The organism is Plantactinospora soyae (assembly GCF_014874095.1).
In the GTDB taxonomy this organism is placed as follows: Bacteria; Actinomycetota; Actinomycetes; order Mycobacteriales; family Micromonosporaceae; genus Plantactinospora; species Plantactinospora soyae.
Genome location: NZ_JADBEB010000001.1, coordinates 2,064,639 through 2,087,751 on the forward strand (window position 1 = coordinate 2,064,639; position 23,113 = coordinate 2,087,751).

Annotated in this window: 19 protein-coding genes, 1 tRNA gene, 1 pseudogene and 1 riboswitch; of the genes and pseudogenes, 12 read left to right on the plus strand and 9 right to left on the minus strand. The window is 71.0% G+C overall.

All coding sequences use genetic code 11. The annotated features are described in order from the left end of the window. The first annotated feature begins 1 nt into the window (after position 1). Together H4W31_RS09200 and pknB are read left to right on the plus strand one after the other, a co-directional pair. Positions 2-1,377: pseudogene (locus H4W31_RS09200) on the plus strand (protein kinase domain-containing protein). Continuing rightward, positions 1,374-3,173 (plus strand): Stk1 family PASTA domain-containing Ser/Thr kinase, encoded by a 1,800-nt coding sequence (gene pknB, locus H4W31_RS09205; protein WP_192766273.1) that lies wholly within the window; start codon positions 1,374-1,376, stop codon positions 3,171-3,173. The pseudogene H4W31_RS09200 and the gene pknB overlap by 4 nt, the downstream one beginning before the upstream one ends. Positions 3,174-3,381: 208 nt before the next feature. Here the strand turns inward: pknB and H4W31_RS09210 are convergent, their stop codons facing one another. The 4 genes from H4W31_RS09210 to H4W31_RS09225 are packed head-to-tail and all read right to left on the minus strand — an operon-like array spanning position 3,382 to position 6,949. Then, the gene (locus H4W31_RS09210; RefSeq protein ID WP_192766274.1) at positions 3,382-4,032 is read right to left on the minus strand and encodes an aminodeoxychorismate/anthranilate synthase component II; all 651 of its coding nucleotides are present in this window, start codon (positions 4,030-4,032) and stop codon (positions 3,382-3,384) included. Between the two features lie 5 nt (positions 4,033-4,037). Continuing rightward, on the minus strand, positions 4,038-4,334 hold the full coding sequence (locus H4W31_RS09215) for a hypothetical protein (protein ID WP_192766275.1): 297 nt from the start codon (positions 4,332-4,334) through the stop codon (positions 4,038-4,040). Between the two features lie 6 nt (positions 4,335-4,340). After that, positions 4,341-6,143 (minus strand): class E sortase, encoded by a 1,803-nt coding sequence (locus H4W31_RS09220; RefSeq protein WP_318783107.1) that lies wholly within the window; start codon positions 6,141-6,143, stop codon positions 4,341-4,343. After that, the gene (locus H4W31_RS09225) at positions 6,140-6,949 is read right to left on the minus strand and encodes a DUF881 domain-containing protein (RefSeq protein WP_192766276.1); all 810 of its coding nucleotides are present in this window, start codon (positions 6,947-6,949) and stop codon (positions 6,140-6,142) included. The genes H4W31_RS09220 and H4W31_RS09225 overlap by 4 nt, the downstream gene beginning before the upstream one ends. 224 nt (positions 6,950-7,173) lie before the next feature. On the opposite strand from H4W31_RS09225, the gene H4W31_RS09230 reads away from it, so the two are divergent. From H4W31_RS09230 to H4W31_RS09245, 4 genes are all read left to right on the plus strand, one after another. Next, a complete protein-coding gene (locus tag H4W31_RS09230) occupies positions 7,174-7,437 on the plus strand; it encodes a cell division protein CrgA (RefSeq protein ID WP_192766277.1) in 264 nt (87 codons plus the stop codon). Positions 7,438-7,867: 430 nt separating this feature from the next. Beyond that, positions 7,868-10,045, plus strand: a complete 2,178-nt coding sequence (locus tag H4W31_RS09235) for a (Fe-S)-binding protein (protein ID WP_192766278.1) — start codon at positions 7,868-7,870, stop codon at positions 10,043-10,045. Positions 10,046-10,254: 209 nt separating this feature from the next. After that, positions 10,255-11,394, plus strand: a complete 1,140-nt coding sequence (locus tag H4W31_RS09240; protein ID WP_192766279.1) for a sensor histidine kinase — start codon at positions 10,255-10,257, stop codon at positions 11,392-11,394. Further along, positions 11,385-12,029 (plus strand): response regulator, encoded by a 645-nt coding sequence (locus tag H4W31_RS09245; protein ID WP_192766280.1) that lies wholly within the window; start codon positions 11,385-11,387, stop codon positions 12,027-12,029. The genes H4W31_RS09240 and H4W31_RS09245 overlap by 10 nt, the downstream gene beginning before the upstream one ends. Before the next feature lie 61 nt (positions 12,030-12,090). Here H4W31_RS09245 and H4W31_RS09250 read toward each other — a convergent pair whose 3' ends face one another. Next, positions 12,091-12,759, minus strand: coding sequence for a DedA family protein (locus H4W31_RS09250; protein WP_192766281.1), 669 nt, complete (start codon positions 12,757-12,759; stop codon positions 12,091-12,093). A 227-nt stretch (positions 12,760-12,986) separates the two neighbouring features. On the opposite strand from H4W31_RS09250, the gene H4W31_RS09255 reads away from it, so the two are divergent. The 3 genes from H4W31_RS09255 to H4W31_RS09265 all read left to right on the plus strand — a co-directional run bounded on the left by H4W31_RS09255 (position 12,987) and on the right by H4W31_RS09265 (position 16,236). Next, positions 12,987-13,769, plus strand: coding sequence for a hypothetical protein (locus H4W31_RS09255; protein WP_192766282.1), 783 nt, complete (start codon positions 12,987-12,989; stop codon positions 13,767-13,769). A gap of 87 nt (positions 13,770-13,856) precedes the next feature. Continuing rightward, positions 13,857-15,197 carry a hemolysin family protein gene (locus tag H4W31_RS09260; RefSeq protein WP_192771962.1) on the plus strand — a complete coding sequence of 447 codons (1,341 nt, stop codon included), beginning with the start codon at positions 13,857-13,859 and terminating at the stop codon, positions 15,195-15,197. Then, positions 15,190-16,236 carry a hemolysin family protein gene (locus H4W31_RS09265; RefSeq protein WP_192766283.1) on the plus strand — a complete coding sequence of 349 codons (1,047 nt, stop codon included), beginning with the start codon at positions 15,190-15,192 and terminating at the stop codon, positions 16,234-16,236. Before H4W31_RS09260 ends, H4W31_RS09265 begins: the two co-directional genes overlap by 8 nt. A gap of 123 nt (positions 16,237-16,359) precedes the next feature. On the opposite strand, the gene H4W31_RS09270 is transcribed toward H4W31_RS09265, so the two are convergent. Next, entirely contained in the window at positions 16,360-18,360 is a 2,001-nt protein-coding gene (locus H4W31_RS09270; protein ID WP_192766284.1) for an N-acetylmuramoyl-L-alanine amidase, read from the minus strand. A 265-nt stretch (positions 18,361-18,625) separates the two neighbouring features. Beyond that, positions 18,626-18,767: riboswitch (cyclic di-AMP (ydaO/yuaA leader) on the plus strand. An 84-nt stretch (positions 18,768-18,851) separates the two neighbouring features. On the opposite strand from H4W31_RS09270, the gene H4W31_RS09275 reads away from it, so the two are divergent. Beyond that, positions 18,852-19,817 carry a C40 family peptidase gene (locus H4W31_RS09275; RefSeq protein WP_225945455.1) on the plus strand — a complete coding sequence of 322 codons (966 nt, stop codon included), beginning with the start codon at positions 18,852-18,854 and terminating at the stop codon, positions 19,815-19,817. A 177-nt stretch (positions 19,818-19,994) separates the two neighbouring features. On the opposite strand, the gene dcd is transcribed toward H4W31_RS09275, so the two are convergent. Next, the gene (gene dcd / locus H4W31_RS09280; protein ID WP_192766286.1) at positions 19,995-20,573 is read right to left on the minus strand and encodes a dCTP deaminase; all 579 of its coding nucleotides are present in this window, start codon (positions 20,571-20,573) and stop codon (positions 19,995-19,997) included. 98 nt (positions 20,574-20,671) lie between these two features. Here dcd and H4W31_RS09285 point away from each other — a divergent pair, with 98 nt between their 5' ends. After that, the gene (locus H4W31_RS09285; RefSeq protein ID WP_192766287.1) at positions 20,672-21,223 is read left to right on the plus strand and encodes a pyridoxamine 5'-phosphate oxidase family protein; all 552 of its coding nucleotides are present in this window, start codon (positions 20,672-20,674) and stop codon (positions 21,221-21,223) included. Positions 21,224-21,234: 11 nt separating this feature from the next. On the opposite strand, the gene H4W31_RS09290 is transcribed toward H4W31_RS09285, so the two are convergent. Then, positions 21,235-22,212 carry a zinc metalloprotease gene (locus H4W31_RS09290; protein WP_192766288.1) on the minus strand — a complete coding sequence of 326 codons (978 nt, stop codon included), beginning with the start codon at positions 22,210-22,212 and terminating at the stop codon, positions 21,235-21,237. A gap of 213 nt (positions 22,213-22,425) precedes the next feature. Here H4W31_RS09290 and H4W31_RS09295 point away from each other — a divergent pair. Then, a tRNA-Gly gene (locus H4W31_RS09295) sits at positions 22,426-22,496 on the plus strand. 44 nt (positions 22,497-22,540) lie between these two features. Here the strand turns inward: H4W31_RS09295 and H4W31_RS09300 are convergent. Next, positions 22,541-23,065 carry a tyrosine-type recombinase/integrase gene (locus H4W31_RS09300; protein ID WP_225946344.1) on the minus strand — a complete coding sequence of 175 codons (525 nt, stop codon included), beginning with the start codon at positions 23,063-23,065 and terminating at the stop codon, positions 22,541-22,543. Positions 23,066-23,113: the final 48 nt, after the last annotated feature.

Here is a 23,113-nt window from a genome sequence, read left to right on the forward strand (position 1 = left end):
GATGCTCAAGCCCGGAGTGCTGCTAGGTAACCGGTACCGGCTCGACGAGCGGATCGCCGGTGGCGGCATGGGCGACGTGTGGCGGGGCACCGACGAGGTGCTCGGCCGTACGGTGGCGGTCAAGATCCTGCTGCCGGCGTTGCTGGACGAGCCCGGCTTCGCCGAGCGGTTCCGGGGCGAGGCCCGGACCATGGCGACCATCAACCACCCCGGCGTCGTGGACGTCTACGACTACGGCAGCGACCAGCAGATCGCCTTCCTGGTCATGGAGTACGTCGAGGGTGACGCCCTGTCCCGGACCCTGGGCCGGGTCGGCCGGCTCACCCCGGCCCGCACGATGGCACTGGTCGCGCAGGCCGCCGACGCGTTGCAGGCGGCCCACGACAAGGGCATCGTGCACCGCGACGTGAAACCCGGAAACCTCCTGGTACGCCCGAACGGCACGCTGGTGCTGACCGACTTCGGCATCGCCCGCTCGGCCATGGTGGCTCAACTCACCGCCGCCGGGTCGGTGCTCGGCACCGCCTCGTACATCTCGCCGGAGCAGGCGGCCGGGGCGGTCGCCACTCCCACCTCCGACGTCTACGCGCTCGGCGTGGTGGCGTACCAGTGTCTCGCCGGCCGGCGTCCGTTCGAGGGCAACAGCGCGATCGAGATCGCCATGAAGCACGTACGGGAGACTCCCCGGCAGTTGCCCGGGGACATCCCACCCGCGATCCGGGCGATCGTCGAGCGGTCGTTGGCCAAGGACCCCGGAGCCCGCTGGCAGAGTGCCGCCGAGTTGGCCGCGGTGTCCCGACAGGCGGCGGCCACGGTGGGCACGACGCCGGGACAGCCGGGACGACCGCTGGGCACGCTGCCCGTACCGCCCCAGCCGGCGCCGCCGCACGGTCCGGGCGGGACCCCGCCGGCGACCCGGGTACCGCAGGCCAGGGTCGCGCCGCACGCGCCGCACGCGCCGCACTCGCCGGCCGCGCCGACGGCGCGCCCGGCGGCCGGTGCCGTCGCCGGTCCGTCCGGATACAGCCGGGGGGCCGCAGCCGTGCCGCAGCCGGTCCGGCCCCGTCCGGAGGCGGCATACTCGTACCCGAGGCATCCGGTGCCGTCCTCGGCACCGCAGCCCGGGAACCGCTCATTGGTGATCGTGCTCCTCGTCGTACTGGGCCTGTTGGTACTGATCTGCTCCGGCGTGATTGCCTTTCAGTGGCGGAAGAACAACGACAGCAACAGCGCGATGCCATCGTCGAAAGTGGCGATATCGGTATTGCGGTCGGAAGACGGACGCGACGGACCGCCCGGTGCGCCGTACCGTCAGGTGGAGCGAGTCGTGTATCCCGGCGGGGTGACCAGATGAGCGAAGGACGACTGACGAGATGACGGCGCAGGCCCGCCTGCTCGGTGGCAGGTATCAGGTCGGCGAGCTGCTCGGTTACGGCGGCATGGCCGAGGTACACCGGGGGCGTGACCTCCGGCTGGGCCGTGATGTCGCGATTAAGATGCTTCGTACCGATCTGGCCCGAGACGACACGTTCCAGATGCGTTTCCGGCGCGAGGCGCAGAACGCGGCCTCGCTGAACCATCCGGCGATCGTCGCCGTCTACGACACCGGCGAGGAGATCGCGCCGACCGGCGAGACCCTGCCGTTCATCGTGATGGAGTTCGTCAACGGGCGGACCCTCAAGGAAGTGCTCGCGGCCGAGGGCCGGCTACAGCCTCGCCGGGCACTGGAGATCACCGCCGACGTCTGCGCCGCCCTGGAGTTCAGCCACCGGCACGGCATCATCCACCGGGACATCAAGCCCGGCAACGTGATGATGACCCTGAACGGCCAGGTCAAGGTCATGGACTTCGGCATCGCCCGGGCGCTGGCCAGCGGGGCGACCACGATGACACAGACCAGCGCGGTGATCGGTACCGCGCAGTATCTGTCGCCCGAGCAGGCACGCGGCGAGGCCGTCGACGCCCGCTCCGACGTGTACGCGGCCGGTTGTGTGCTCTTCGAACTGGTCTGTGGTCACCCGCCGTTCGTCGGCGACAGCCCGGTCAGCGTCGCCTACCAGCACGTCCGGGAAGATCCGCCGGCACCGAGCGACATCAACCGGGACGTCACCCCGCCGATCGACGCGATCGTGCTCAAGGCGCTGTCGAAGAACCCGCTCAACCGCTACCAGAGCGCCGGCGAGATGCGCGCCGACCTGCTCCGCGCGGCGGCCGGCCGGCCGGTGATGGCCACCCCGGTCATGCGCGAGGACGAGACGATGGCGATGTCGCAGACGGCGACCCGCCCGATGCAGGGCGGCAACCGACCGATGCCGCCGGCCCGGGTCGGCGACGCCCGGCGACGCCGCTCCTCGGCCTGGGTACTGGCCGCACTGAGCGGTCTCGGTGTGCTCGCGGTGATCGCCCTGGTCGCCGCCCTGCTGCTCAACGACGGCGGCAGCGGCACCCCGACCGCGGTCGAGGTGCCGAACGTCGTCGGCAGCACCAAGGAGGTCGCCGAGCAGAAGCTGCGGGACGTCGGTCTGACGCCGGTGCCCGGCGCCCCGGACACCAGTAAGACCTGCGACATCGGGCAGGTCACCGCGCAGAGCCAGCCGGCGGCCAGCAAGGTCCAGCCGAACACCGAGGTCGAGATCAAGGTCTGTACCGGTCCCGGCAAGGTGGAGATCCCCGCCAACCTGGTCGGCGGAAGGTTCGAGGCGGTCGAAGGCCAGCTGAAGGGCCTCGGTCTCGTGGTCACCAAGAAAGAGGTGAACAGCGCCGAGCCCAAGGGCATCGTCACGAAGGTCGACCCGTCGGCCGGACGCGAGGTCGAGAATGGCAGCACGGTCACCGTCGAGGTCTCCCGGGGCAACGTCATTCCGGTGCCGAACGTCGTCGGCCAGTCCGCGGACGACGCGCGGGAGATCCTGGACGACGCGGGCTTTGAGGTGAAGGTGGTCGAGGGCAACGAGGTGCCCCGCAACCAGGCCGGCGAGGTGTCCTCGCAGAACCCCAATGCCAACGAGAAGAAGGCGACCGGCTCCACCGTCACCATCACCGTGACGGTTCCCGAGGAAGAGCCCAACAACCCGCCGCCGACCACGCCGAGCCAGACGCCACCGTCGACCGGAACCGGCGGTGGGCTCTTTCCGCCGCTGAGTCCGCCGGCGAACCGGCCTGGGACCCGCTGAGCGAACCGACGCCGGCCGGCGCCGCGCTGATGCTCGGCGGGCCGACCGCTGCTCGGCGCGACCCGAGCGGGTCTGATGGCGTGCTCGGCGCGACCTGAGCGGATCCGATGCGTGCCTGAGTCGGTCCGGTGCGTGCCCAGCGGGCCCGGGCCGGCCCGACAGGGCCCGGGTCCGGGTCCGGGTCCGTCGAACGGTGACGAAGGCTGTGTCAGACGGTGACGAAGGCGGAGCGCCGCCGGGTGTCGACCTCGGCGGCCAGGGCGGGAGCCCGGTCGAGCGCGTCCGGCAGGCCACAGCCGGCCAGCCAGTTCGCCAGCATCAGGTGGCCGCCCTCGGTCAGCACCGACTCCGGGTGGAACTGCACGCCCTCGATCGGCAGCGTCCGGTGACGCATCGCCATCACCACGCCCGACTCCGTCCAGCCGGTCACCTCGATCTCGGCCGGCAGGGTCTCCGGCAGCACCGCCAGCGAGTGGTAGCGGGTGGCGGTGAACGGATCCGGCAACCCGGCCAGTACGCCCTCGGCACGGTGCCGAACCTCGGACGTCTTGCCGTGCAGTAGCTCGGGAGCCCGGGTGACGGTCCCGCCGAACGCGGCACCGATGGCCTGGTGGCCCAGGCAGACACCGAGGATCGGCAGCTTGCCGGCGTACTCCCGGATCACGTCGAGGCACACGCCGGCCCGGTCGGGTGTGCCGGGGCCGGGAGACAGCAGTACCCCGGCCACGTCGAGCCGGCCCACCTCGGCGAGGTCGATCTCGTCGTTGCGGCGTACCTCGCACTCGGCACCGAGTTGACCGAGGTACTGCACGAGGTTGAAGACGAACGAGTCGTAGTTGTCGATCACGAGTACGCGCATCGGGCCTACCTGGTGGGGCTCGGGGGCGGGGTGTTGTTCTGTTCCGTGTCGTACGGCAACTCGTGCTCGTCGCCGGTCGGCTCTCCGGAGACCTCGGAATCCGGTGCGTTCTCGAGCCCGGGTTCGCCGCCCGGAACACCGGAGTCCTGAGTGACCTGGACGTCGTCGAACGGCAGCAGTGGCTCGGCCCAGGGGAACACGACGTACCAGAGCAGGGCGAGCACGCTCGCGGTGATCAGTAACGAGCCGGCGAGCTTGCCCGGGAGCCCGAACGGCAACTTCCGCCAGATCCATCCGTACATCGCCGGTCAGCCGCCCAACTCGACGGGCTTGATGCCGTCCGGCGTCTTCGGCTCGGTGCGGACCAGCTTCGCGTGCACGATCAACCGCTGATAGTTGTCGAACTTGGGGTTACAGGTGGTCAGGGTCAGCATCGCGTCCTTGGCCTTGGCCCCGGGCTTGCCCGGTACGGCAGCCACCACCTCGACCTGACTCGGCCTGACGATCCGGGTCTGCGAGACCTGGTAGACGTACCAGGTGGTCTTCGACTCGACCACGATCGGGTCCCCGTCGTCGAGTTCGTCCAGTCGCCAGAAGGTGGCCCGGTTCCGGTGGCCGGCGACCGAGAAGTTCCCGACCTGACCCGGCAGCGCGCTCTCCGGGTAGTGGCCCGGCGCGTACCGGATGTCCTTCTGGGTGACCCCCTCCACCACGGTCCAGTGCTTGTCCAGCTTCGGGATGTAGAGCCCGGCGATCGCCTTGCCCTGCACCGGCTTCTCGGGTTTCGGGGTGGCGGTGGGGGTCGGCCCGACGGTCGGGTCGGGCTCCGCCCACTGCTGGGCCAGCTCTTGCCCCAGATCGTCCTGGTGGGCGTTGACGATGGTCGACTTGCCCCAGATCTCGTACCCGGCGAAGAGCAGCACCACCAGGCCGAAGGTGATCAGCACCTCTCCGGTGCCCCGGATGGTGGTACGGATCCGGGAGCCGATCGTCGGTCGGGTCAGCTCGGAGTAGACGCTCTTGTAGCCCTCGCCGGTCTGCTCGGGCCGGAGCTGGACGACACGCTCGCCGCGTCGGGGGCGTTCGCCGTCGGCCGCCGAATCGCCGTCCGGCCCGTCACCGCCGGGCGGCGCGGGTGGGATCGCCCCGATCAGGGCGGTGGCCTCGATGTCGTCCCGGCGTGGCGCGGCCGGCCCGGGCAGGTGTGGAAGGCTCGTGGTGGCGCCGTCGTCGCCACTTCCCCGCCGGTTCGTGACGGTGGGGATCAGAGCGGTGACCCCGGGATCCGCATTCGGGATCGTCGGGATGAGGGTGGTCGGACTGTCGCTCCGGTTGACTCCGCCGGGGCGCTCGGCCGTACCCGCCGAATCGGGGCCGGGCGGACGTATCCGGCCGGTCGGCGCGGCGGCGGGCGGGGTCGGCACCGGCGCGCCGCCGCCGAGCCCGGCCATGGCGGCGGTCACCGGCCCGGCACCGGCGGGGACGGCGGTGGGGCGGCCCGGCACCGAGGGCGCCCAGGGAGCAGCGCCGGAGGGCGCCGGAGTCGCCGAGGCGAGTCCGGGACCGGCCGGCGGGGCCTCCCGGCGTTCCCGGGCGGTGGCCGGGGTCAGTTCCCAGCGGTCCGCGCCGACGGCGGGGGTCGGCTCCCGCCGCTCGGAGCCGGCGACCGAGGGGGGTGTCCAGCGGCCCGGGGCGGGCTGCGGGTCCCACGCCTCGGGGGCGGACGCCGGTGGGGCCGGGCGGCGCTGGAATCCGTCGGCACCGTCGTGGGGCCGTGGTTCGGGGGTGGCCGACGCCGTCCGGCCGTTCGGCTCGGTGGCCGGTCTGCGGCCGTGGTCACCGGTGGGGATTGCGACGGTGTCGTCGTTGTCCCGGCCGACTTCCGGCTCGCGAGGTGGACTCGGCGGCGGTACGACGTGGTCGACGGTTATCCGGAGCCGCCGGCCGGCCGGTTCGGCGGGCCCGGGTGAGGCCGACCGCTCCGGCCGATCCACCGGGGACGGCTCGCCGGCCTCGCCGGGCCGGGGGATGAACATGGTCGGGTCTTCGCCGTCGGGGGCGCGGTGCCGACCGTTGCGGGCGGAGTACGGGTCGCCGGTCACTGGACTCACCCCGGAACCTTCGCGGACCGCAGTCCGCCGGGACCGTCGTACGCCGGCACGGTCACGGTGGGCTCCACTGTCTCGCGGTATCCGAGCTGGTAGTGGGCGACGGCGTCTTTGAACAACCGGACCCCCTCGGATGCGGCGAGTGCCCGCGTGAGTGCGGCGGGATCGCCGATGGCGGTGATCTGGAAGGGTGGTGAGTACACCCGCCCGTGCAGGAGCAGGGTGTTCCCCACGCAGCGTACCGCGCTGGTGGAGAGGATGCGGACATTCATGATTGCCATGGCCTCGGCCCCTCCGGCCCAGAGCGCGTTGACGACGGCCTGCACGTCGCCCTGGTGCACCACGAGATCGTCGTTGCTGGCGTCGGCCGGCTGGCTGCCGTCACCGAGCCGTGGTGCGTCGTTGAGTTCCACACTGATCCCGGGGCCGGTGAGCGCGGTGAAGCCGGCCGCCTCCCGGCTGTTCGCGGCGCGGCCGCGTTGGGCCGCGACCCTGCCGTCGGAGCCGCCGAGCGCTTCGGTCTGGCTCTCCACCTCGTCCCGGAGGGCGGCGGCCCGTTCCTGGCCGGTGGCCACCTGATCTCGACGGTCCTCGATGAGCTGAGCGATTTCCGGCCGCCGGTCCTCGCGCAGCGAGGTGCCGCCCGCCGCCGTGGCCGAGGTCGTGAAGAGCACCCCGGCGGCGAGGGCGATCAGCGGTACGCCGATCGACCAACCGGGTTTGCGCTGCGTGGGCCGTCGAGGGAGCAGCCCTGCGGCCGCTCGCCGGAGCACCTTCTGCCAGGAGGCGGCGCCGGATGTGTACTCCATCGAGGCTCTCCCTCCGGGTCATGCCGATATGGTAAGTATGTCCTGATCGCGGGAATTCCTGGAGCGATCTGGATGTTCACCCTTCCGTACCCACGTGACCGGGTCCGTGGCTTGAACGGGTCATCGCGACTACGCTAGCTGTCGAACATTATTGGCCATGGACCGTCGCCCTTGCGTCCGGTTGTCAGGCCGGACGAGGATCACCACCCCCTCAGGAGAGCGCCGTGCCCAAGTCTCAGGTCCGCAAGAAGAAGGTGTACACGCCACCGACCGACGTCCGACCGACGTCGACCGCGGCGACGCGTAAGCCTAGCCCGGTGTGGTTGCCGGCCACCGCAGTCGCCTTGATCGTCTTCGGTATCGGCTGGCTGGTGGTTTTCTACCTGTCCGACATGCAGTACCCGGTCGCCACCTGGCGCTACTGGAACCTCGCTATCGGCTTCGGCGCGATGGTCGGCTCGCTCGGACTGCTCTCCCGCTGGCGCTGACCTCCGAGTTCACCCGCGCGGCGGGCACACCCGGCCGTGCCGGGTTCGCTGGCGTGCGGCGCAGGTTGCGGACCTGAGGAACAGCGTCGTACGCCACCTGCGAGTGGAAGGTTCGCGCCTCCCGGTCGCGTCTCCGCCCGGCGATTCGCCGCTCGGACGGCGGGTCCCGGGGTGACCCCGTGTCGCCGTTCCTCGGCGCCTCCGGGCGGGTGACGCCATGCTCCGACCCTGGTCGGTGCCGCCTGGCCGACCGGCGGTACCGCCCGACGGCCTAGGGTGTCCGCAGGGTGGCGGCGGGCGCCACGAGGACGGCCACGTTACCAACGAGTAACCTCGCCGCGTAGGCTGCACCCATCGCCGCCGCCGGTCGATGGACCGCCCGCCCGGCAGCGGACGGATCAGGCAGCAGCAGGACGGGGAGGCCAAGCGCATGGGCAGCGTCCAGATCGTCACCACGGTCCTCGCCGCCGGCATCACCGCGGTAGCGGTATGGCTGGCGACGCGCGCGGTGCTGCGGATGACGGCGGTGATCCGGCGGGGGCAACCAGACCCGGAGCGGTTCGCCGACAAGGGCGTCCGGGCCAGGAACATGCTGGTCGAGACCGTCGGCCACACCCGGATGCTGCGCTGGGGTGTGGTGGGCGCCGCGCACTGGTTCGTCATGGTGGCCTTCGTCGTCCTCTCCCTGCTGGTGCTGGAGGCGTACTTCGAGGTCGTCAGCCCGACCGGTGGGCTTCCGGTGCTCGGACACTGGGTCGTCTACGGCCTGGTCACCGAGGTGATCGGCGTCCTCGGGGTGGTCGGCATCCTGGTGCTGATCGCCATCAGGCTGGCCAACCGGCCGGGTAATCCGGAGCGGCGGTCGCGGTTCACCGGCTCCACCATGTGGCAGGGCTACTTCGTCGAAGCCGTCGTGCTCGCCGTACTGGTCTGCGGATTCCTGATCCGGGGATTCAAGGTCGCCACGGACCACTTCGAGTTTCCCCTCTGGGCCACCCCGGTCAGCCACGCCGTCGGCAGCCTGTTGCCGGATGCGGCGGCCGGCGTCAGCGTCACCGCTGCGGTGAAGATCGCCATCTCCATGACCTGGGTGATCGTCATCGCGCTGAACGTGACGATGGGGGTGGCCTGGCACCGGTTCGCCGCGTTCTTCAACATCTTCTTCAAGCGCGACCCCGCCGGGCCGGCATCCGGCCTCGGCGCACTGCGCCCGATGATGAGCGGGGGCAAGCCGCTCGACTTCGAGGAGGCGGACCCCGAGTCCGACCAGTTCGGAGTGGCCCAGGTCGAGCAGTTCACCTGGAAGGGCCTGCTCGACTTCACCACCTGCACCGAGTGCGGCCGCTGCCAGTCGCAGTGCCCGGCCTGGAACACCGGCAAGCCGCTGTCGCCGAAGCTCCTGGTGCTGTCGCTGCGCGACCACGCGTACGCCAAGGCGCCGTATTTGCTGGGCGGTGGTGGCAAGGACCTGTCCGGCGAGGAGAAGGCGACCGCCGCGCAGCTCGCGCACATGGACGTACTCTCGCTGGCGGAGGCGAACCGGCCGCTGATCGGCGGCGCGGAGGAACTCGGGATCATCGATCCGGACGTGCTCTGGTCCTGCACCACCTGCGGCGCCTGCGTCGAGCAGTGCCCGGTGGACATCGAGCACGTCGACCACATCGTCGACATGCGTCGCTACCAGGTGCTGATCGAGTCGAGCTTCCCGTCCGAGGCCGGCGTGATGCTGCGCAACCTGGAGAACAAGGGCAACCCGTGGGGAGCGCCGCCGAACACCCGGGAGGACTGGACCAAGGGCCTGGACTTCGAGGTGCCCCGGGTCGGCGAGGTCGACGACTTCGAGTACCTCTTCTGGGTCGGCTGCGCGGGAGCGTTCGAGGACCGGGCCAAGAAGACCAGCCGGGCGGTGGCCACCCTGCTGCACGAGGCCGGGGTCGACTTCGCCATCCTCGGCGAGGGCGAGACCTGCACCGGTGACCCGGCCCGGCGGATCGGCAACGAGTTCATCTTCCAGATGCTGGCGCAGCAGAACGTGGAGACGCTGAACGAGGCGTTCGGCGACCGCGAGCCGGCCAAGCGCAAGATCGTCGCCACCTGTCCGCACTGCTTCAACACCCTCGGCAACGAGTACGGGCAGCTCGGCGGGGACTTCGAGGTCGTACACCACACGCAGTTGCTAGCCCAACTGGTCTCGGCCGGCCGGCTCACCCCGGTCCAGCCGGTGGAGGGCTCGTTGACGTACCACGACCCGTGCTACCTGGGTCGGCATAACCGGGTGTTCACGCCGCCACGCGAGGTGCTCGGGGCGGCGGCGGCCGACGGGGTGACCGAGATGCCCCGCAACCAGGAGCGGTCGTTCTGCTGCGGCGCGGGTGGCGCCCGGATGTGGATGGAGGAGCGGATCGGCAAGCGGATCAACGTCGACCGCGTCGAGGAGGCCATCTCCACTGGTGCCCGGACCATCGCGGTCGGCTGCCCGTTCTGCAGCACGATGCTCAGCGACGGCGTCAACGGCAAGGAGGCGGCCGACCAGGTCGAGGTGGTCGACGTCGCCACCGTGCTGCTCCGGTCCGTACGGCCGAACCCGGAACCGGCCACGCCCGCCTGAGCCGCCGAGCCCCGGTGCGTACCTCCAACAGCTCCGCGGCGCCCGTACCAGGCACGTCCCGGCGCCAGGCTGTGGAAAACCACACCACCGGCCGAGGGCATGCCCCATTGGATGGCGGGGCCGACACCACCTAGCGTCGGAGGCATGACGACCAACCGAGCGTGTCCGGGGCATGACCCGGTCGCCCATCCAGCGGTCGCGCGCCTGGCATGAGCGGTGTACGGGTCTGGATCAGGTCGGTTGCGGGGATCGGTCTGGGCGCGGCCACCGCGACACTCGGCCTCTGCTATCTCGCCGTCGCGGCCGTCGGGTACCCCGCCCTGGCCAGGGCCCCACAGCTCCGCCGGCATCTGGGCGGGCTCGCCCGCCGGGTCGCCGAGTACGACCGGCGGAGGGTCGAGCGGTTCCTGGGCGACAGTCCGGCCGGCGTGGTCAGCGATGCCCGTGCGCTGGGCTACCTCGCCGTACGGCTGCCGCTCGGCGTGCTCGGCGGGATCGTGCTGTTCCTGATGTTGTACGGCACGGGAGTGATGTGCGCCGTACTCGTCGGCTGGCTCATCGGACGTCCGGTGGACGGGATCGAGGCCACGCCGCTGATCGTGACGTACATCGGGGTCTTCGCCCTGGTTCTGCTGTTCCTCGCCGTGCAGGGCGTCATCGGCGTCGCGGCGCTGGATCGGCGGCTCGCCCGGGCCATGCTCGGGCCGACCGACCGGGCGGCCTACCAGCGGCGGATCACCGAACTGGCCACCAGCCGGGCCGGAGTGGTGGCGGCGGTCGACGCCGAGCGCCGGCGAATCGAACGGGACCTGCACGACGGCGTACAGCAGAGGTTGGTCGCCCTGGGCATGCTGGTCGGCCGGGCCCGGCGCAGCGGTGACCCCGCGAAGGCCGCGGAACTGCTGCGTCAGGCGCACGAGGAGTCCGGGCGGGCCCTCGACGAACTCCGGGAGGTGGCCTGGCGGGTCTATCCGACCGCGCTGGACAACCTGGGGCTGGCCGATGCGCTGGACCGGGTCGCGGAGCGGGCCGGGCTGCCGGTCCGGATCGACTACCGGCTCACCGGACGGCCGCCGCGCCCGGTCGAGACCGCCGCGTACTTCGTGATCTCCGAGGCGGTGACCAACGCGGCCAAGCACGCCCGCGCCAGCCGGGTCGAGGTCGCGGTCACCGCCCGGGAGGGCTGGCTCGTCGTCGAGGTCCGCGACGACGGCATCGGCGGCGCCGACCCGGCCGGCGGCGGGCTGTCGGGGCTGGCGCGCCGGGTCGCCGCCCAGGACGGCCGGCTCCGGGTGGAGAGCCCACCGGCCGGGCCGACCAGCGTCGTCGCGGAGTTGCCGTGCGGGTGATCCTGGCCGAGGACTCGACCCTGCTCCGGGAAGGGCTGGTCCGGCTGCTCGTCGAGGAGGGGCACGAGGTCACGGCCGCGGTCGGCGACGCGGTCGCCCTGCTGGCGGCCGTCGCGGCGGATCCGCCGGACGCGGTGGTCGCCGACGTACGGATGCCGCCGACCCACACCGACGAGGGGCTGCGCGCCGCGTTGGAGATCCGCCGTCGCTGGCCCGCCGTCGGGGTACTGGTGCTCTCCCAGTACGTCGAGAAGCGTTACACCGTGGAGCTGCTGACCAGTCAGAGCGCCGGAGTCGGGTACCTGTTGAAGGACCGGGTGGCCCAGGTCGGCGAGTTCCTCGACGCGCTCACCCGGGTGGGCGACGGCGGAGCCGCCTTCGACCCCGAGGTGGTACGCCAACTGCTGGCCCGGACCAGCCACACCGACCCGCTGAGCCGGCTGACCGAGCGGGAGCGGGCCGTGCTCGACCATATGGCGCAGGGGCACACCAACGCCACCATCGCCGAGCACCTGCACGTCTCGCAGAGCGCCGTCGAGAAGCACGTGAACGCGATCTTCGACAAGCTCGACCTGGCGCACGTCACCGGGTACAGCCGCCGGGTCCTCGCGGTCCTGCGCTACCTCGGCGACTGAAGCTGCAAGGAAGGGCCCCCTGTTATCGCTTTTTGTAGATGCGGGGGCCCTTCCTAACCGGTCACATCCGGTGCCGGCTGCGTACCCGGTCGCGTCGGGTCAGCCGGGCGACCACGAACCAGCCGACCACGACCACGACGGCGACGATGACGACCTTCTGGAACAGTCCGGCGTACTCCTCGACCAGGTGCCAGTTCTCGCCGAGCAGGTAGCCGGCCAGCACGAAGACCGTGTTCCAGATCAGGCTGCCGAGGGCAGTGCAGGCCAGGAAGGTCCGCAGCCGCATCCGTTCGATACCGGCCGGAATGGAGATCAGACTGCGGAAGATCGGGATCATCCGACCGAGGAACACGGTCTTGACGCCGTGCCGGAGGAACCACGCCTCGGTACGGTCCACGTCGGCGAGCTTGACCAGCGGGATCCGGGCGGCGAGCGCCCGGGTACGGTCCCGGCCGAGCAACGCGCCGAGATAGTAGAGCGCGAGGGCCCCGACCACCGAGCCGAGCGTGGTCCAGAAGATCGCCGACCAGAGGCTCATCTCGCCCTGACTCGCGGCGAAGCCGGCCAGCGGCAGGATGATCTCGCTGGGCAGCGGCGGGAAGAGGTTCTCCAGGGCCACCGCCAATCCCGCTCCCGGGGCGCCCAGGGTGTCCATCAGGTCGGTCGCCCATTCGGCGATCCCGGTCAGCGGTGCGGGCTCGGCGGCGAGTGGGTCCGTAGCAGTGATCATGACTTCGACGCTAGTCGTTGGCACCTGCGTAAACCCTGGGGAGTGGCGCCGGGCCGGTTGCCGCGCACCACAGTCACGGACTGCGGTGAACCACACACGCCGTTCGCTCGTACCTTGCTGGTGTCGGGAAGGCTGACGCTCGCCGATGGATCGAGGTCGGCCACAATCGACCGGAGTCGCGATCACATCGATCGAGTTCCAGAAGATCACGAGGGGGCGGACGGCGCGTGGTGGAGGATGCACCGACGGGGACGGCTGCGGAGGCGACCGGACGTCACCGGGCCAACCGCTCGGCCGGCGGGACCGGGCCGGCGGGGAAGGCGACCGGGGCGGTGGACCGGGCGACCGGGGCGGTGGACCGGCGGGCCCGGTCCGGGCGTGGACTGCGGCTGACGGCGATCCTGGGACTCGGCCTCGGGCTGCTGGTCCTCGCCATCCCGGCCGGGGCGAGCGTGCTGCGACCGTACGTCTGGGGTGGTGATTCCGGGCCGGAGGCCGCGGTGCCGGTCGCGGTCGCCAGCCCGCCGGCGGCCTCCCCGCCGACGCAGGAGGCCGGACCGACGCCGAGCGGTACGCCGGAGCTCTCCCCGTCCCCGACCACGTCGCCGTCGGCACCGCCCGCGACCGGCACTCCGACCACGTCGCCGTCGGTCCGGCCCGTTCCGACCCGGACGGCGCTGCCGGGGGTCACCCCGCCGCTGGCTCCGGGCGGTACGTCGAATCCGCCGGCCGCCCAGCTGCCGCCCCCGCCCGCGCCGCCGGAGCCGGTGCTGCTCGGTCCCGACGGCCGGGACGAGCTGGCGCAGATGATGGACCGGTACTGCGACCGGCACGTCGGCGGTACGAGCTGGGCGGACCCGCGCGGCGACGGCCGGTGGGAGTGCCAGCGGCTGCTGCTGTCGTCCCGCACGGTCGACATGGACACCGCCTGCCGGGACACCTACGGCGACGGAGCCTTCGCCCGCAACGACGGTGGGGACGCCTTCGACTGGCGCTGTTTCCGACGCTGACCGGGCGGGGCGCTCGATGGCTGGTCGGGCCGGTACTCTGCTCGATTATCCCGGGCGGGACGCAACCACGGTCGAGGTGAACCGAACATCGACGCCCTACTTCTGACCACACTGCTGCCACTGGTCGGATTTCTGCTGTTGACCGGCGGCAACGCGTTCTTCGTAGCGGCCGAGTTCGCGCTGGTCACCGTCGACCGGGCGGAGTTGGAGCGGCGTGCCGCCGAGGGCGACCGCCGGGCCGCCACCGTACGCAAGGCCCTGCGCGAACTCTCCTTCCAGCTCTCCGGTGCCCAGCTCGGCATCACCATCACCGCCCTGCTCACCGGCTACCTCGCAGAACCGGCGCTGGCGAAGCTCTTCACGCCGGTGCTCCGGCCGATCGCCGGGGACGCGACCGGGCGGATCACCCCGTTGCTGGCGCTGGCGCTGGCCACCCTGCTCTCGATGCTCTTCGGCGAGCTGGTGCCGAAGAATGCCGCGCTGGCCCGGCCGATGCCGGTCGCGCTGGCCACCGCCGCGCCGATGCGGACCTTCTCCCGGGTCTGCGGCTGGTTGATCCGGGCCCTGAACAACTCGGCGAACTGGCTGGTCCGCCGGCTCGGGGTGGAGCCGCAGGAGGAGCTGGCCAGCGCCCGGTCGCCGGAGGAACTGGGTCTGCTGGCGGCGATCTCGGCCAAGGCCGGCGCCCTGCCCCGGGAGACCGCGATGCTGCTGCAACGCACGATCCGGTTCGGCGACAAGCGGGCCGCGGAGGCGATGACCCCCCGGGTCGACGTGGTCGCACTCCGGGCCGGTGCCTCGGTCGCGGAGCTGCTGGCGCTGGCGCAGCAGACCGGCCGTACCCGGTTTCCGGTCTACGAGGACACCGTCGACCTGGTGACCGGGGTGGCCGGGGTCCCCGACGCGCTGGGCGTACCGCCGAAGGACCGGGCCGGTACGACGGTGGGCTCGGTGGCCCGGGAACCGGTGTACGTACCGGAGAGCCTGGACCTCGACGGCGTCCTCGCCGCGCTGCGCGCCGCCGGTGCCGACCTGGCCATCGTGGTGGACGAGTACGGCGGCACGGACGGCGTGGTGACCGTCGAGGACCTGGTGGAGGAGCTGGTCGGGGAGATCGCCGACGAGTTCGACCCGGACGCGATGCCCGACAGCCCGGGTGAGCTGACGGCGCCGGGCGGGGACCGGACGGTACTCGTCGACGGGGTGCTGCGCGAGGACGAGCTGGCCGAACAGGTCGGCTTCCGGCTGCCCGAGGGGCCGTACGAGACCCTGGCCGGGTTCCTGCTGGCCCGGCTCGGGCACATTCCGGTGGCCGGCGAGACCGTGCGGGAGCAGGGTTTCGAGTTCACCGTGGTCGAGGTGGACCGGCACCGGATCGAGCAGGTTCGGGTGGTCCGCCCGGAGGAGCCCGGCGATCGCCGTGACTAACCTGCTGATCACCGTCGGGCTGCTGCTCGGCAACGCCTTCTTCGTGGGCAGCGAGTTCGCGTTGATCGCGTCGCGACGTACCGTGATCGAGCCGTTGGCGGCCGGCTCCAAACGGGCCCGGATGGCGCTGTCGGCGATGAACCAGATCCCGCTGATGATCGCGGGCGCCCAGCTCGGTATCACCATCTGCTCGCTCGGCCTGGGTGCGATCGCCGAGCCGGCGATCGCACACCTGCTGGAGAACCCGATCCACGCGCTGGGGATGCCGGAGCGGGCGGTGCATCCGGTCGCCTTCGTGATCGCGCTGGGCCTGGTCGTCTTCCTGCACACGGTGATCGGCGAGATGGTGCCGAAGAACATCACCCTGGCCGGTCCTGAGCGGTCCGCGCTCTGGCTGGGGCCGGCGATGCTGGCGTTCTGCGTGGCGACCAAGCCGCTGCTGCTGGCGATGAAGTGGGCCTCCGCGCGGATCCTGCGGTTCTGGCGGATCGAGGCGACCGACGCGGTGAAGACGGTGTTCACCGCCGAGGAACTGGCCGGACTGGTCTCGCAGGCGCGTACCGAGGGGCTGCTCGGCTCGGAGGAGCATGCCCGGATCACCGGCGCGCTCGCCCTGCACCGCCGTACCGCCGGGGACGCGCTGCGGCCGTGGGCGACGGTGACCACGGTCGCCGAGGACGTCTCACCGGCCTCACTGGAGGTACTGGCCACCCGGACCGGGCGGTCCCGGTTTCCGGTGGTCCAGCGGTCCACCCGCCGGGTGCTGGGCTTCGTGCACGTCAAGGACATCCTGGGGTACGAGGGTGTGGCGCGCACGGCGGCGGTGCCGGCCGACCTGCTGCGTCCGCTGGCCGTGGTGCCACCGGATCGCACCCTGGCCGACCTGCTGCTGGCGATGCGCCGGGAGCGCCGACACATGGTGCTGGTCAGTGACGGGCGGGTGCCGATGGGTGTGGTCACGCTCGACGACGTGCTGACCGCCGTCGTCGGTGCCGGCGCGGAGCCGGGCGGCGTAGGGCAGCAGCCGGCGCCGGCCTGAGCTCCGGCCGCGCCGCCGGACCTCGTTGACGCCCGTCGGACCTCGCCGACCCGCGCCGGACCTCGCCGACGCGGGTCCGGGGCCCGCCGCGTGGCGAGCCCCGGACGTGTCGAGCGGATCGGATCAGCCGGGTGCGCCGATCGGCGAGAGGAGCAGCCGTACGTCGGCGGCGTCGACGTACATGATCCGGTGGCCGAACTGGATCTGGACGTACCGGGTGTCGCCGCGGATCACCGTCCAGTCTCCGGGTGAGGAGCCGTCGAACGTGGTGGCCCGGTAGTACTCGCTCGGCAGCAGGTTGCCGACGGCGTACCGCTGACCGGCGGAAAGGGTGTACTGCAACGGGGTGACCGCCTGGTAGGGCACGCCGGCAGGGTAGGCGGCCTCCTCCGGGTACGCCCTGCCGTACACCGGGATCGTCGCCCGACCCGGTTTCGGCGTCGCGACGAGTCCGATCGACCATTTCGCGCTCGGGTTCGCGGTCGGGTTGTGGAACCAGGCCTTCTGCCCGAGGTACCAGATCGCGGTCCAGTCGCCCTGCCGGCCGGCGACCGCGTACGTCTGGCCGGCCGAGGCCCGCGCCCCGTGGTCGGAGATGTGCATCGTGTTCGGGGTGCCGTCGGGGCGCAGTGCGATGTCGTTCACCAGTGGCGCGCCGGCGGCCGGGGCGCTGCGCAGGATCACCGACGACGAGCCGCGCGCCGGGCACGGTACGCCGGCCGCGTCGCAGCCGGTGAAGGCCGGCCGGTTGGTGGCGAAGTCCGGGTCGATGGTGACCAGGCCGGTGCGGGACGTGCCGGTGCTCCAGAACGGGGAGCGGAGCAGGTCGAAGTAGTGCGACCAGTCCCAGTACGGCCCCGGGTCCCAGTGCATGCCCCGGACGTTGGCCGGCAGGATCCCGGGCACGTTGTCGTGACCGATGATGTGCTGGCGGTCCAGCGGGATGTCGTACCGGTCGGCGAGGTGGCGGACCAGCTTGGCCGAGGTCCGGTACATCGCCTCGGTGTACCAGGTGCCCTGGGCGGCGAAGCCCTCGTGTTCCAGCCCGATCGCCTTGGCGTTGACGTACCAGTTGCCGGCGTGCCAGGCGACGTCCTTCGCCTTCACGTGCTGCGCGATGTGCCCGTCCGCCGAACGCAGCGTGTACTGCCAGCTCACGTAGGTGGGATCCTGCACCAGCCGGAGCGTGGTGTCGTAGCTCCCCTCGGTGTCGTGGATGACGATGTACTCGATCTTCTGTCGTGCCGGCCGGTCGGACAGGTCGTGGTTGCCGTAGTCGCCGGCCCCGAACGCCTGGTAGGGCGCGGGGATCCACTCGCAGGAGATGTCGCGCGGGCACTCCAGCCCGTCCGGCCGGGCGGGCTTGCGCAGGCCGAGCCGGTCCAGCCAGGACCGGGCCGGAACGAGTCCGGGGTGGGCGGCCAGGACGATCCGGTGGCCGTCGTCGGTGGTCCGGGCCGCACCCTCGGTGACGGTCCGGTACACCTCGTCGGCGAAGGTACGTGCCGCGTCGGCGCTGTCGCTGCCGGCGTACCGGGCCACCGCGCCGTACCAGGCCGCGGGGTCGCTGGTCCGGCCGGTCGGTCCGGCGAGCGCCTTCTGGTACGACGCGAGCAGCGCCGCCCCGCCCCGGATGTTCACCGCCGGTTCGGTGCGCAGTGCCCGTTCGTCGACCCCGGTCAGCGCGGCGGCGGCGTCGAGGGTCTGCGCCCCCGGAGCGGCCGGTGGCGCGGTCGCCCTGTCGGTGGGAGTCCGCTCGGGCGCGCTGGGGTGCGCGGCTGCGGCGGGCCGGGCACTGTCACCGCGCCGGTCCTCGCCGTGCTCGTGCGGTGCTGCGGGCAACCCGCGCAGGTACTCGGCGTCGGTGAGGTGCATCGGGCCGTACCCGCCGCTGGTGCTCGGCGTGCCGGCGTTGGTGTCCCAACGGGACTCCAGATAGGAGACGCCGAGTAGAACGCTCTCGGGTACGCCGAACTCGGTCGCGGCGGCGGCGTACTCCTGTTGCCGGCCGTCGGACGCCGGGGCGGCCGCCGGCGCGGGGCCGGACGGCACCAGTGCGACGGCGCCGACCATGGCGGTGCCGAGCGCGATTCTCCTGCTCAACGGCATTGTCGTTCGAGGCATCGAACCTCCATTCGCCGGGGGTGGGCTTGAAGATCACCCTCCACCCGGGACCGGCGTCCGTCAATAGCTGCCGGTCAGGCTCACCGCGATGTAGGAAATCTTCACCTATTTCCCAGGGCGTTCGGACACCTGTTCGCTCGCACCCTCAGCGAGCGTCCAGATACATAACGAATCGACTCGAATCATGGGTTGCGTTTGAATAACAGGCTTCTCTAATGTTGGGGACCGTCGGAGACGACGGCCTGCCGCCCATCCGGGCGGCGACGTCTCTACACCGCCGAATCGTCGAGAATCAGCGAACCGGGGACCCGGGCACCATGGGGTGAATCCGCGCGTCAGCGGTAGGGCGAATCTCTTCCCGCCCGAACCCGTCAGCTAACCCGGTAGGCGGGCTTACGGAAGAAGGAGTACGGACCCCGGTGGCTGCCCCTGCCCCGCGGTCGCCCTCCCTCCGGTCGGTTTCGACTGGCCAAGGGACGGCGACACCGCCTTTGCGAAGGTCCATTCTCGCCGCCGCATTCGCCGTGCTGGCCAGCGTCGCCGTGCTGTTCGTGGGCACCACGCCGGCCCTCGCCGAACCCACGGTGGCCGAGATCGAAAAGCAGATCGACACCGCCTGGCGCAAGCTGGAGCCGGTCGTCGAGAAGCACAACGCCACCCGGCAGGACCTGACCGCGAAGAAGGCCCAGGCCAAGACCCTGCGGAACAAGATCGCCCCGCTCCAGTCGCAGATCGACGCCGCGATGGACCGGGTGAGCGAGTTCGCGGTGGAGGCGTACAAGGGCGACAAGGCCTCGTCGCTCAACGCCCTGCTGACCAACAAGTCGCCGGCCGCGCTCGTCGGCCAACTCTCGGTGCTCGACCAGTTCGCCCGTCAGCAGCAGCGCGACGTGCAGGCGGTGATCGACCTCAGGGACAAGTACGACGCCCAGAAGCGCCCGCTGGACACCCTGGTCAACCAGCTCACCAAGACCGAGGCCGAGCTGGCCAAGAAGAAGAAGGAAATCGACGCCGAGGTCGACAAGCTGCAGAAGCTGCGGATCCAGGCGTACGGCAACGGTTCCGCCGGTCCGCTCGCCCCGGCGCCCTGCCCGGCCACCTACCCGGGTGGCAACGCCGGCAAGGCGGTCAAGTTCGCCTGCCAGCAGATCGGCAAGCCGTACGTGTGGGGTGCCGAAGGCCCGAGCTCGTACGACTGCTCCGGCCTGACCCTGGCCGCCTGGGCCAAGGGCGGTGTTTCGCTGCCGCACAACGCCCGCGCCCAGCGGGGCAAGGTCAAGTCGGTCAGCCGCTCCGAACTCCGCCCCGGCGACCTGGTCTTCTACTACGCCGACCTCAGCCACGTCGGAATGTACGTCGGAGGCGGTTGGATCGTGCACGCCTCCCGGGCCGGCGAACCGGTCAAGATGAAGCGGATGGACGACGGCGAGATCCACAGCTTCGGCAGACCTGGCTGATTCAGTCCGATCGGTCGACCGGAGGAGGGACCCGGAAGACCGAGTTGTACGCGGAAGAACCCCCGTCGCAACCATGCGGCGGGGGTTCTGTCCTTCTCGGGCGGGCCGTACGAGCCCGCGGCGTGCTCCGGTCGGGTCAACTCCGCCTGGCGGCGTCCGGGACGCTGTAGGCGGGCCTCAGCGGGTGGGCCAGGTGTGCCAGTTCTGCCACGAACGGCTCGGGGTCGGTCCGCGCTGCCCCTGGTAGCGCGAACCGTAGACGGCCGAGCCGTACGGGTGCGCGGACGGCGACGAGAGTCGGAAGATGCAGAGCTGACCGATCTTCATCCCGGGCCACAACCTGATCGGCAGGTTGGCGACGTTCGACAGCTCCAGGGTGACGTGACCGGAGAACCCGGGGTCGATGAAGCCCGCGGTCGAGTGGGTGAGCAACCCGAGCCGGCCCAGACTGGATTTGCCCTCCAGTCTGCCGGCGAGCTGGTCGCCGAGCGAGATCGCCTCAAGGGTCGACGCGAGCACGAACTCGCCGGGGTGCAGCACGAACGGCTCGCCGTCCGGCACGTCGACCAGCGAGGTCAGCTCGTCCTGCTGGATCGCCGGGTCGATGTGGGTGTAGAGGTGGTTGTTGAAGACTCGGAACAGGCGATCCAGACGTACGTCGATGCTCGACGGCTGCATCAGCGCGGGTTCGAAGGGCTCAAGCGCGAGGGTGCCCGCCTTGATCTCGATCACTAGGTCGTGGTCAGAGAGCAGCACCGTGCCACCTTAGCGACTTCCCGGACCGGGCTCGGCCGTGACCTGCCGAAGTGCGGGTCGGGGTAGGTGATCGAACATATGTTCGATAGAATGTTCCCATGGCATCCTGGTCCGAATTCGCCTCCGACGAGCCCCGTCTCGCCGACGCGATCCGCGTCCTCATCCAGCAGTACGGGCCGGGTCTCGGCTACCTGGCGACCGTGCGCGCCGATGGTGGGCCGCGCGTGCACCCGGTCTCCCCGGTCATCACCGACGAGGGGATGTTCTGTTTCGTGGTCGACTCGCCCAAGCGCCGTGATCTCGAACGGGACGGCCGCTACGCGTTGCACTCGTTCCCACCGGAGGACAGCGACGACGAGGCCTACGTGGCTGGCCGGGCCCGCCCGGTGACCGACCAGACCCGGGTGGACCAGCTCGCCGGCAACCTGAGGGCCGCCCCTCAGGTCGACTGGCGGCTGTTCGAGTTCACGGTCGACGTGGCGATGCTGTCCCGGCACGGCAGCAACGGAGCCACCCCGCTGGCGGGCGACCGTTCCGAGCGCCCGGCGGTGCAGGTCTGGCTGGATCCGGCCGGCGCCACCCCGGCCGTCGGGCCGAAACGGAGGATCCGGCACCGGGCCGCCGCCGAGGAGCCGGTGCCGGCACCCTGACCGGAGCGGAACTACGACTCGCGGAGCGCCTTCCACGCCTTCAGCATCCGGAGCGCCTGCCCGTACGTGAACTGGCTCATGCAGGCGTCGACGGAGTAGTCCATGAAGTTGTGGATCGGGTCGAGGCCGGGCCTGGTGGGGCAGCTGTCGCGCCCCGCCGGGCAGCCGAATGCCGGCACCGCCTCCGGGGGCGTGTCGAACACCTGGTCGCCCCGACCGGCGCAGCCCTCCTGGAAGGTGTGGTAGAGATTCAGCCAGTGGCCGATCTCGTGGGTGGCCGTGTCCCCCGCGTTGTACGGCGTCGCCGTACCGCCCGGCAGCGACTCGGAGAGCACCACCACGCCGTCCAGCCGGTCGAACCTCCGCTCCGGGAAGGTGGCCCAGCCGAGCAGCTCCTCGTCCAGGAGCCCGGTGTAGAGGTTGAGGGTGTCCTTTCCGCCGACCCGGAGCGCCCGCTTCATCTGCGCCTCCGCCGGGCTGTCGACGACGATCGGGTACCAGGCCGGGTTGACCACCCGGTTCACCTTCTTGAGCTTGAACTGGAAGGGCGTCCAGGCCCCGCCGGTACGGCCGGCGAACGAGTCGTTCAGCACCTTGAACTGTGTGTCGATCAGTGACTGTGGAACGTTGCCGCCGGCCCGGGACCCGTCCCTGGCGATGACGTGGATGACCACGTCGATGGTTATCCGGAGCTTGCCGGGAATGCCGAGCGGCGCGACCCCCACCCGTTGGGCGTACGCGGAGTCGACGACGCGTTCCCGTTCGGCCGCCTCGGTCGCGGTCAGCTCGTTCGGCTCGAGCCCGTGTGGCGTACCGGGTCTGGCCTTGGCGCTTGGGTGGTCGTCGGTCGCCTCGACGCAGTCCGGCTCGGCGCTGCCGGCCGGGATCGTCGGCGCCGCGACCGCCGGGCTGGACCCGAGCAGCAGTACGAGTGGAAGGCTCGCCAAGCCGACCCAGCGCGACGACCGTCGAATGTTGTGCAACGCCATTGCCTCACCCTTTGCCTCCGGAAAGTGGCGCTACGATCACGCAGAGCCACTGTTACAGGTGGGGCGGACGTTACCTTGCGTGACGGCCTTTGCAAATGACACGCGGCGGTGTGGTGTACGGCGATTGAGACGGCACGGCGGCGTGGGCGAGCCACGAGGGAGGGGGCGGGTGAGTGCGCGAGCCGACCCGACCAGGTACAGTGGGGTCCGCTCGCGGGTGTAGTTCAATGGCAGAACATCAGCTTCCCAAGCTGACAGTGAGGGTTCGATTCCCTTCACCCGCTCAGAGATAAAGGCCCTGGTCGGACGTAGTATCGAACCAGGGCCTTTACTTATGAGCGTCGATTCTTTCGGGGGCCGTGCCCGTTACGCGCCCGATCACGTTCCCTGGTGATCTGAGCGCGCCAGCGATGCCCTCGTCTTGCGCCTGAGCAGCGTGTTGACAGACAAGTGCGGCCCGCGTGGAGCCATGACCCATACGGGCCAGCAGGTCGGCGAGACTCGCTCCGGATCGGGAAGCGAGCGTGTTTCCGGTGTGTCGAAGGTCGTGGAAGTGGAAGCCCGGTAGGCCGACCTCGGTCACAGACCTGGTCCAGTTCGAGGTGCGTTGAAAGTTGGAGCGGCGCAGAGGTGCGCCCTTGGTGCCGGTGAAGACCAGGGCGTCAAGCTCGTTGGCGACGAAGTCCCGCAGGTGCGTGCGGACGTCGCGGCGGATCGCGTTCGGGATGGTGACCGCGCGGAGTCCGGCGTCCGACTTGGGCGGGCCGAAGACGAGGCCGCCGTTCTGTCGCTCGACAAGAGTCGCGCGGACCGTGACGGTCCCACAGCGCGGGTCGAGGTCGCGGCGGCGCAGCGCGGCGAGTTCGGAGCTGGGATCTTCGGAGTAGTTCGGCGCGGTGAG

Bases quoted from the DNA above. Each gene is read 5' to 3' on its own strand.
- H4W31_RS09285 (WP_192766287.1), top strand. From the start codon at position 20,672: ATGGCATCCTGGTCCGAATTCGCCTCCGACGAGCCCCGTCTCGCCGAC.
- H4W31_RS09240 (WP_192766279.1), top strand. From the start codon at position 10,255: ATGAGCGGTGTACGGGTCTGGATCAGGTCGGTTGCGGGGATCGGTCTG.
- H4W31_RS09215 (WP_192766275.1), bottom strand. From the start codon at position 4,334: ATGTACGGATGGATCTGGCGGAAGTTGCCGTTCGGGCTCCCGGGCAAG.
- pknB (WP_192766273.1), top strand. From the start codon at position 1,374: ATGACGGCGCAGGCCCGCCTGCTCGGTGGCAGGTATCAGGTCGGCGAG.
- H4W31_RS09250 (WP_192766281.1), bottom strand. From the start codon at position 12,759: ATGATCACTGCTACGGACCCACTCGCCGCCGAGCCCGCACCGCTGACC.
- H4W31_RS09290 (WP_192766288.1), bottom strand. From the start codon at position 22,212: ATGGCGTTGCACAACATTCGACGGTCGTCGCGCTGGGTCGGCTTGGCG.
- H4W31_RS09235 (WP_192766278.1), top strand. From the start codon at position 7,868: ATGGGCAGCGTCCAGATCGTCACCACGGTCCTCGCCGCCGGCATCACC.
- H4W31_RS09225 (WP_192766276.1), bottom strand. From the start codon at position 6,949: ATGGAGTACACATCCGGCGCCGCCTCCTGGCAGAAGGTGCTCCGGCGA.
- H4W31_RS09270 (WP_192766284.1), bottom strand. From the start codon at position 18,360: ATGCCTCGAACGACAATGCCGTTGAGCAGGAGAATCGCGCTCGGCACC.
- H4W31_RS09210 (WP_192766274.1), bottom strand. From the start codon at position 4,032: ATGCGCGTACTCGTGATCGACAACTACGACTCGTTCGTCTTCAACCTC.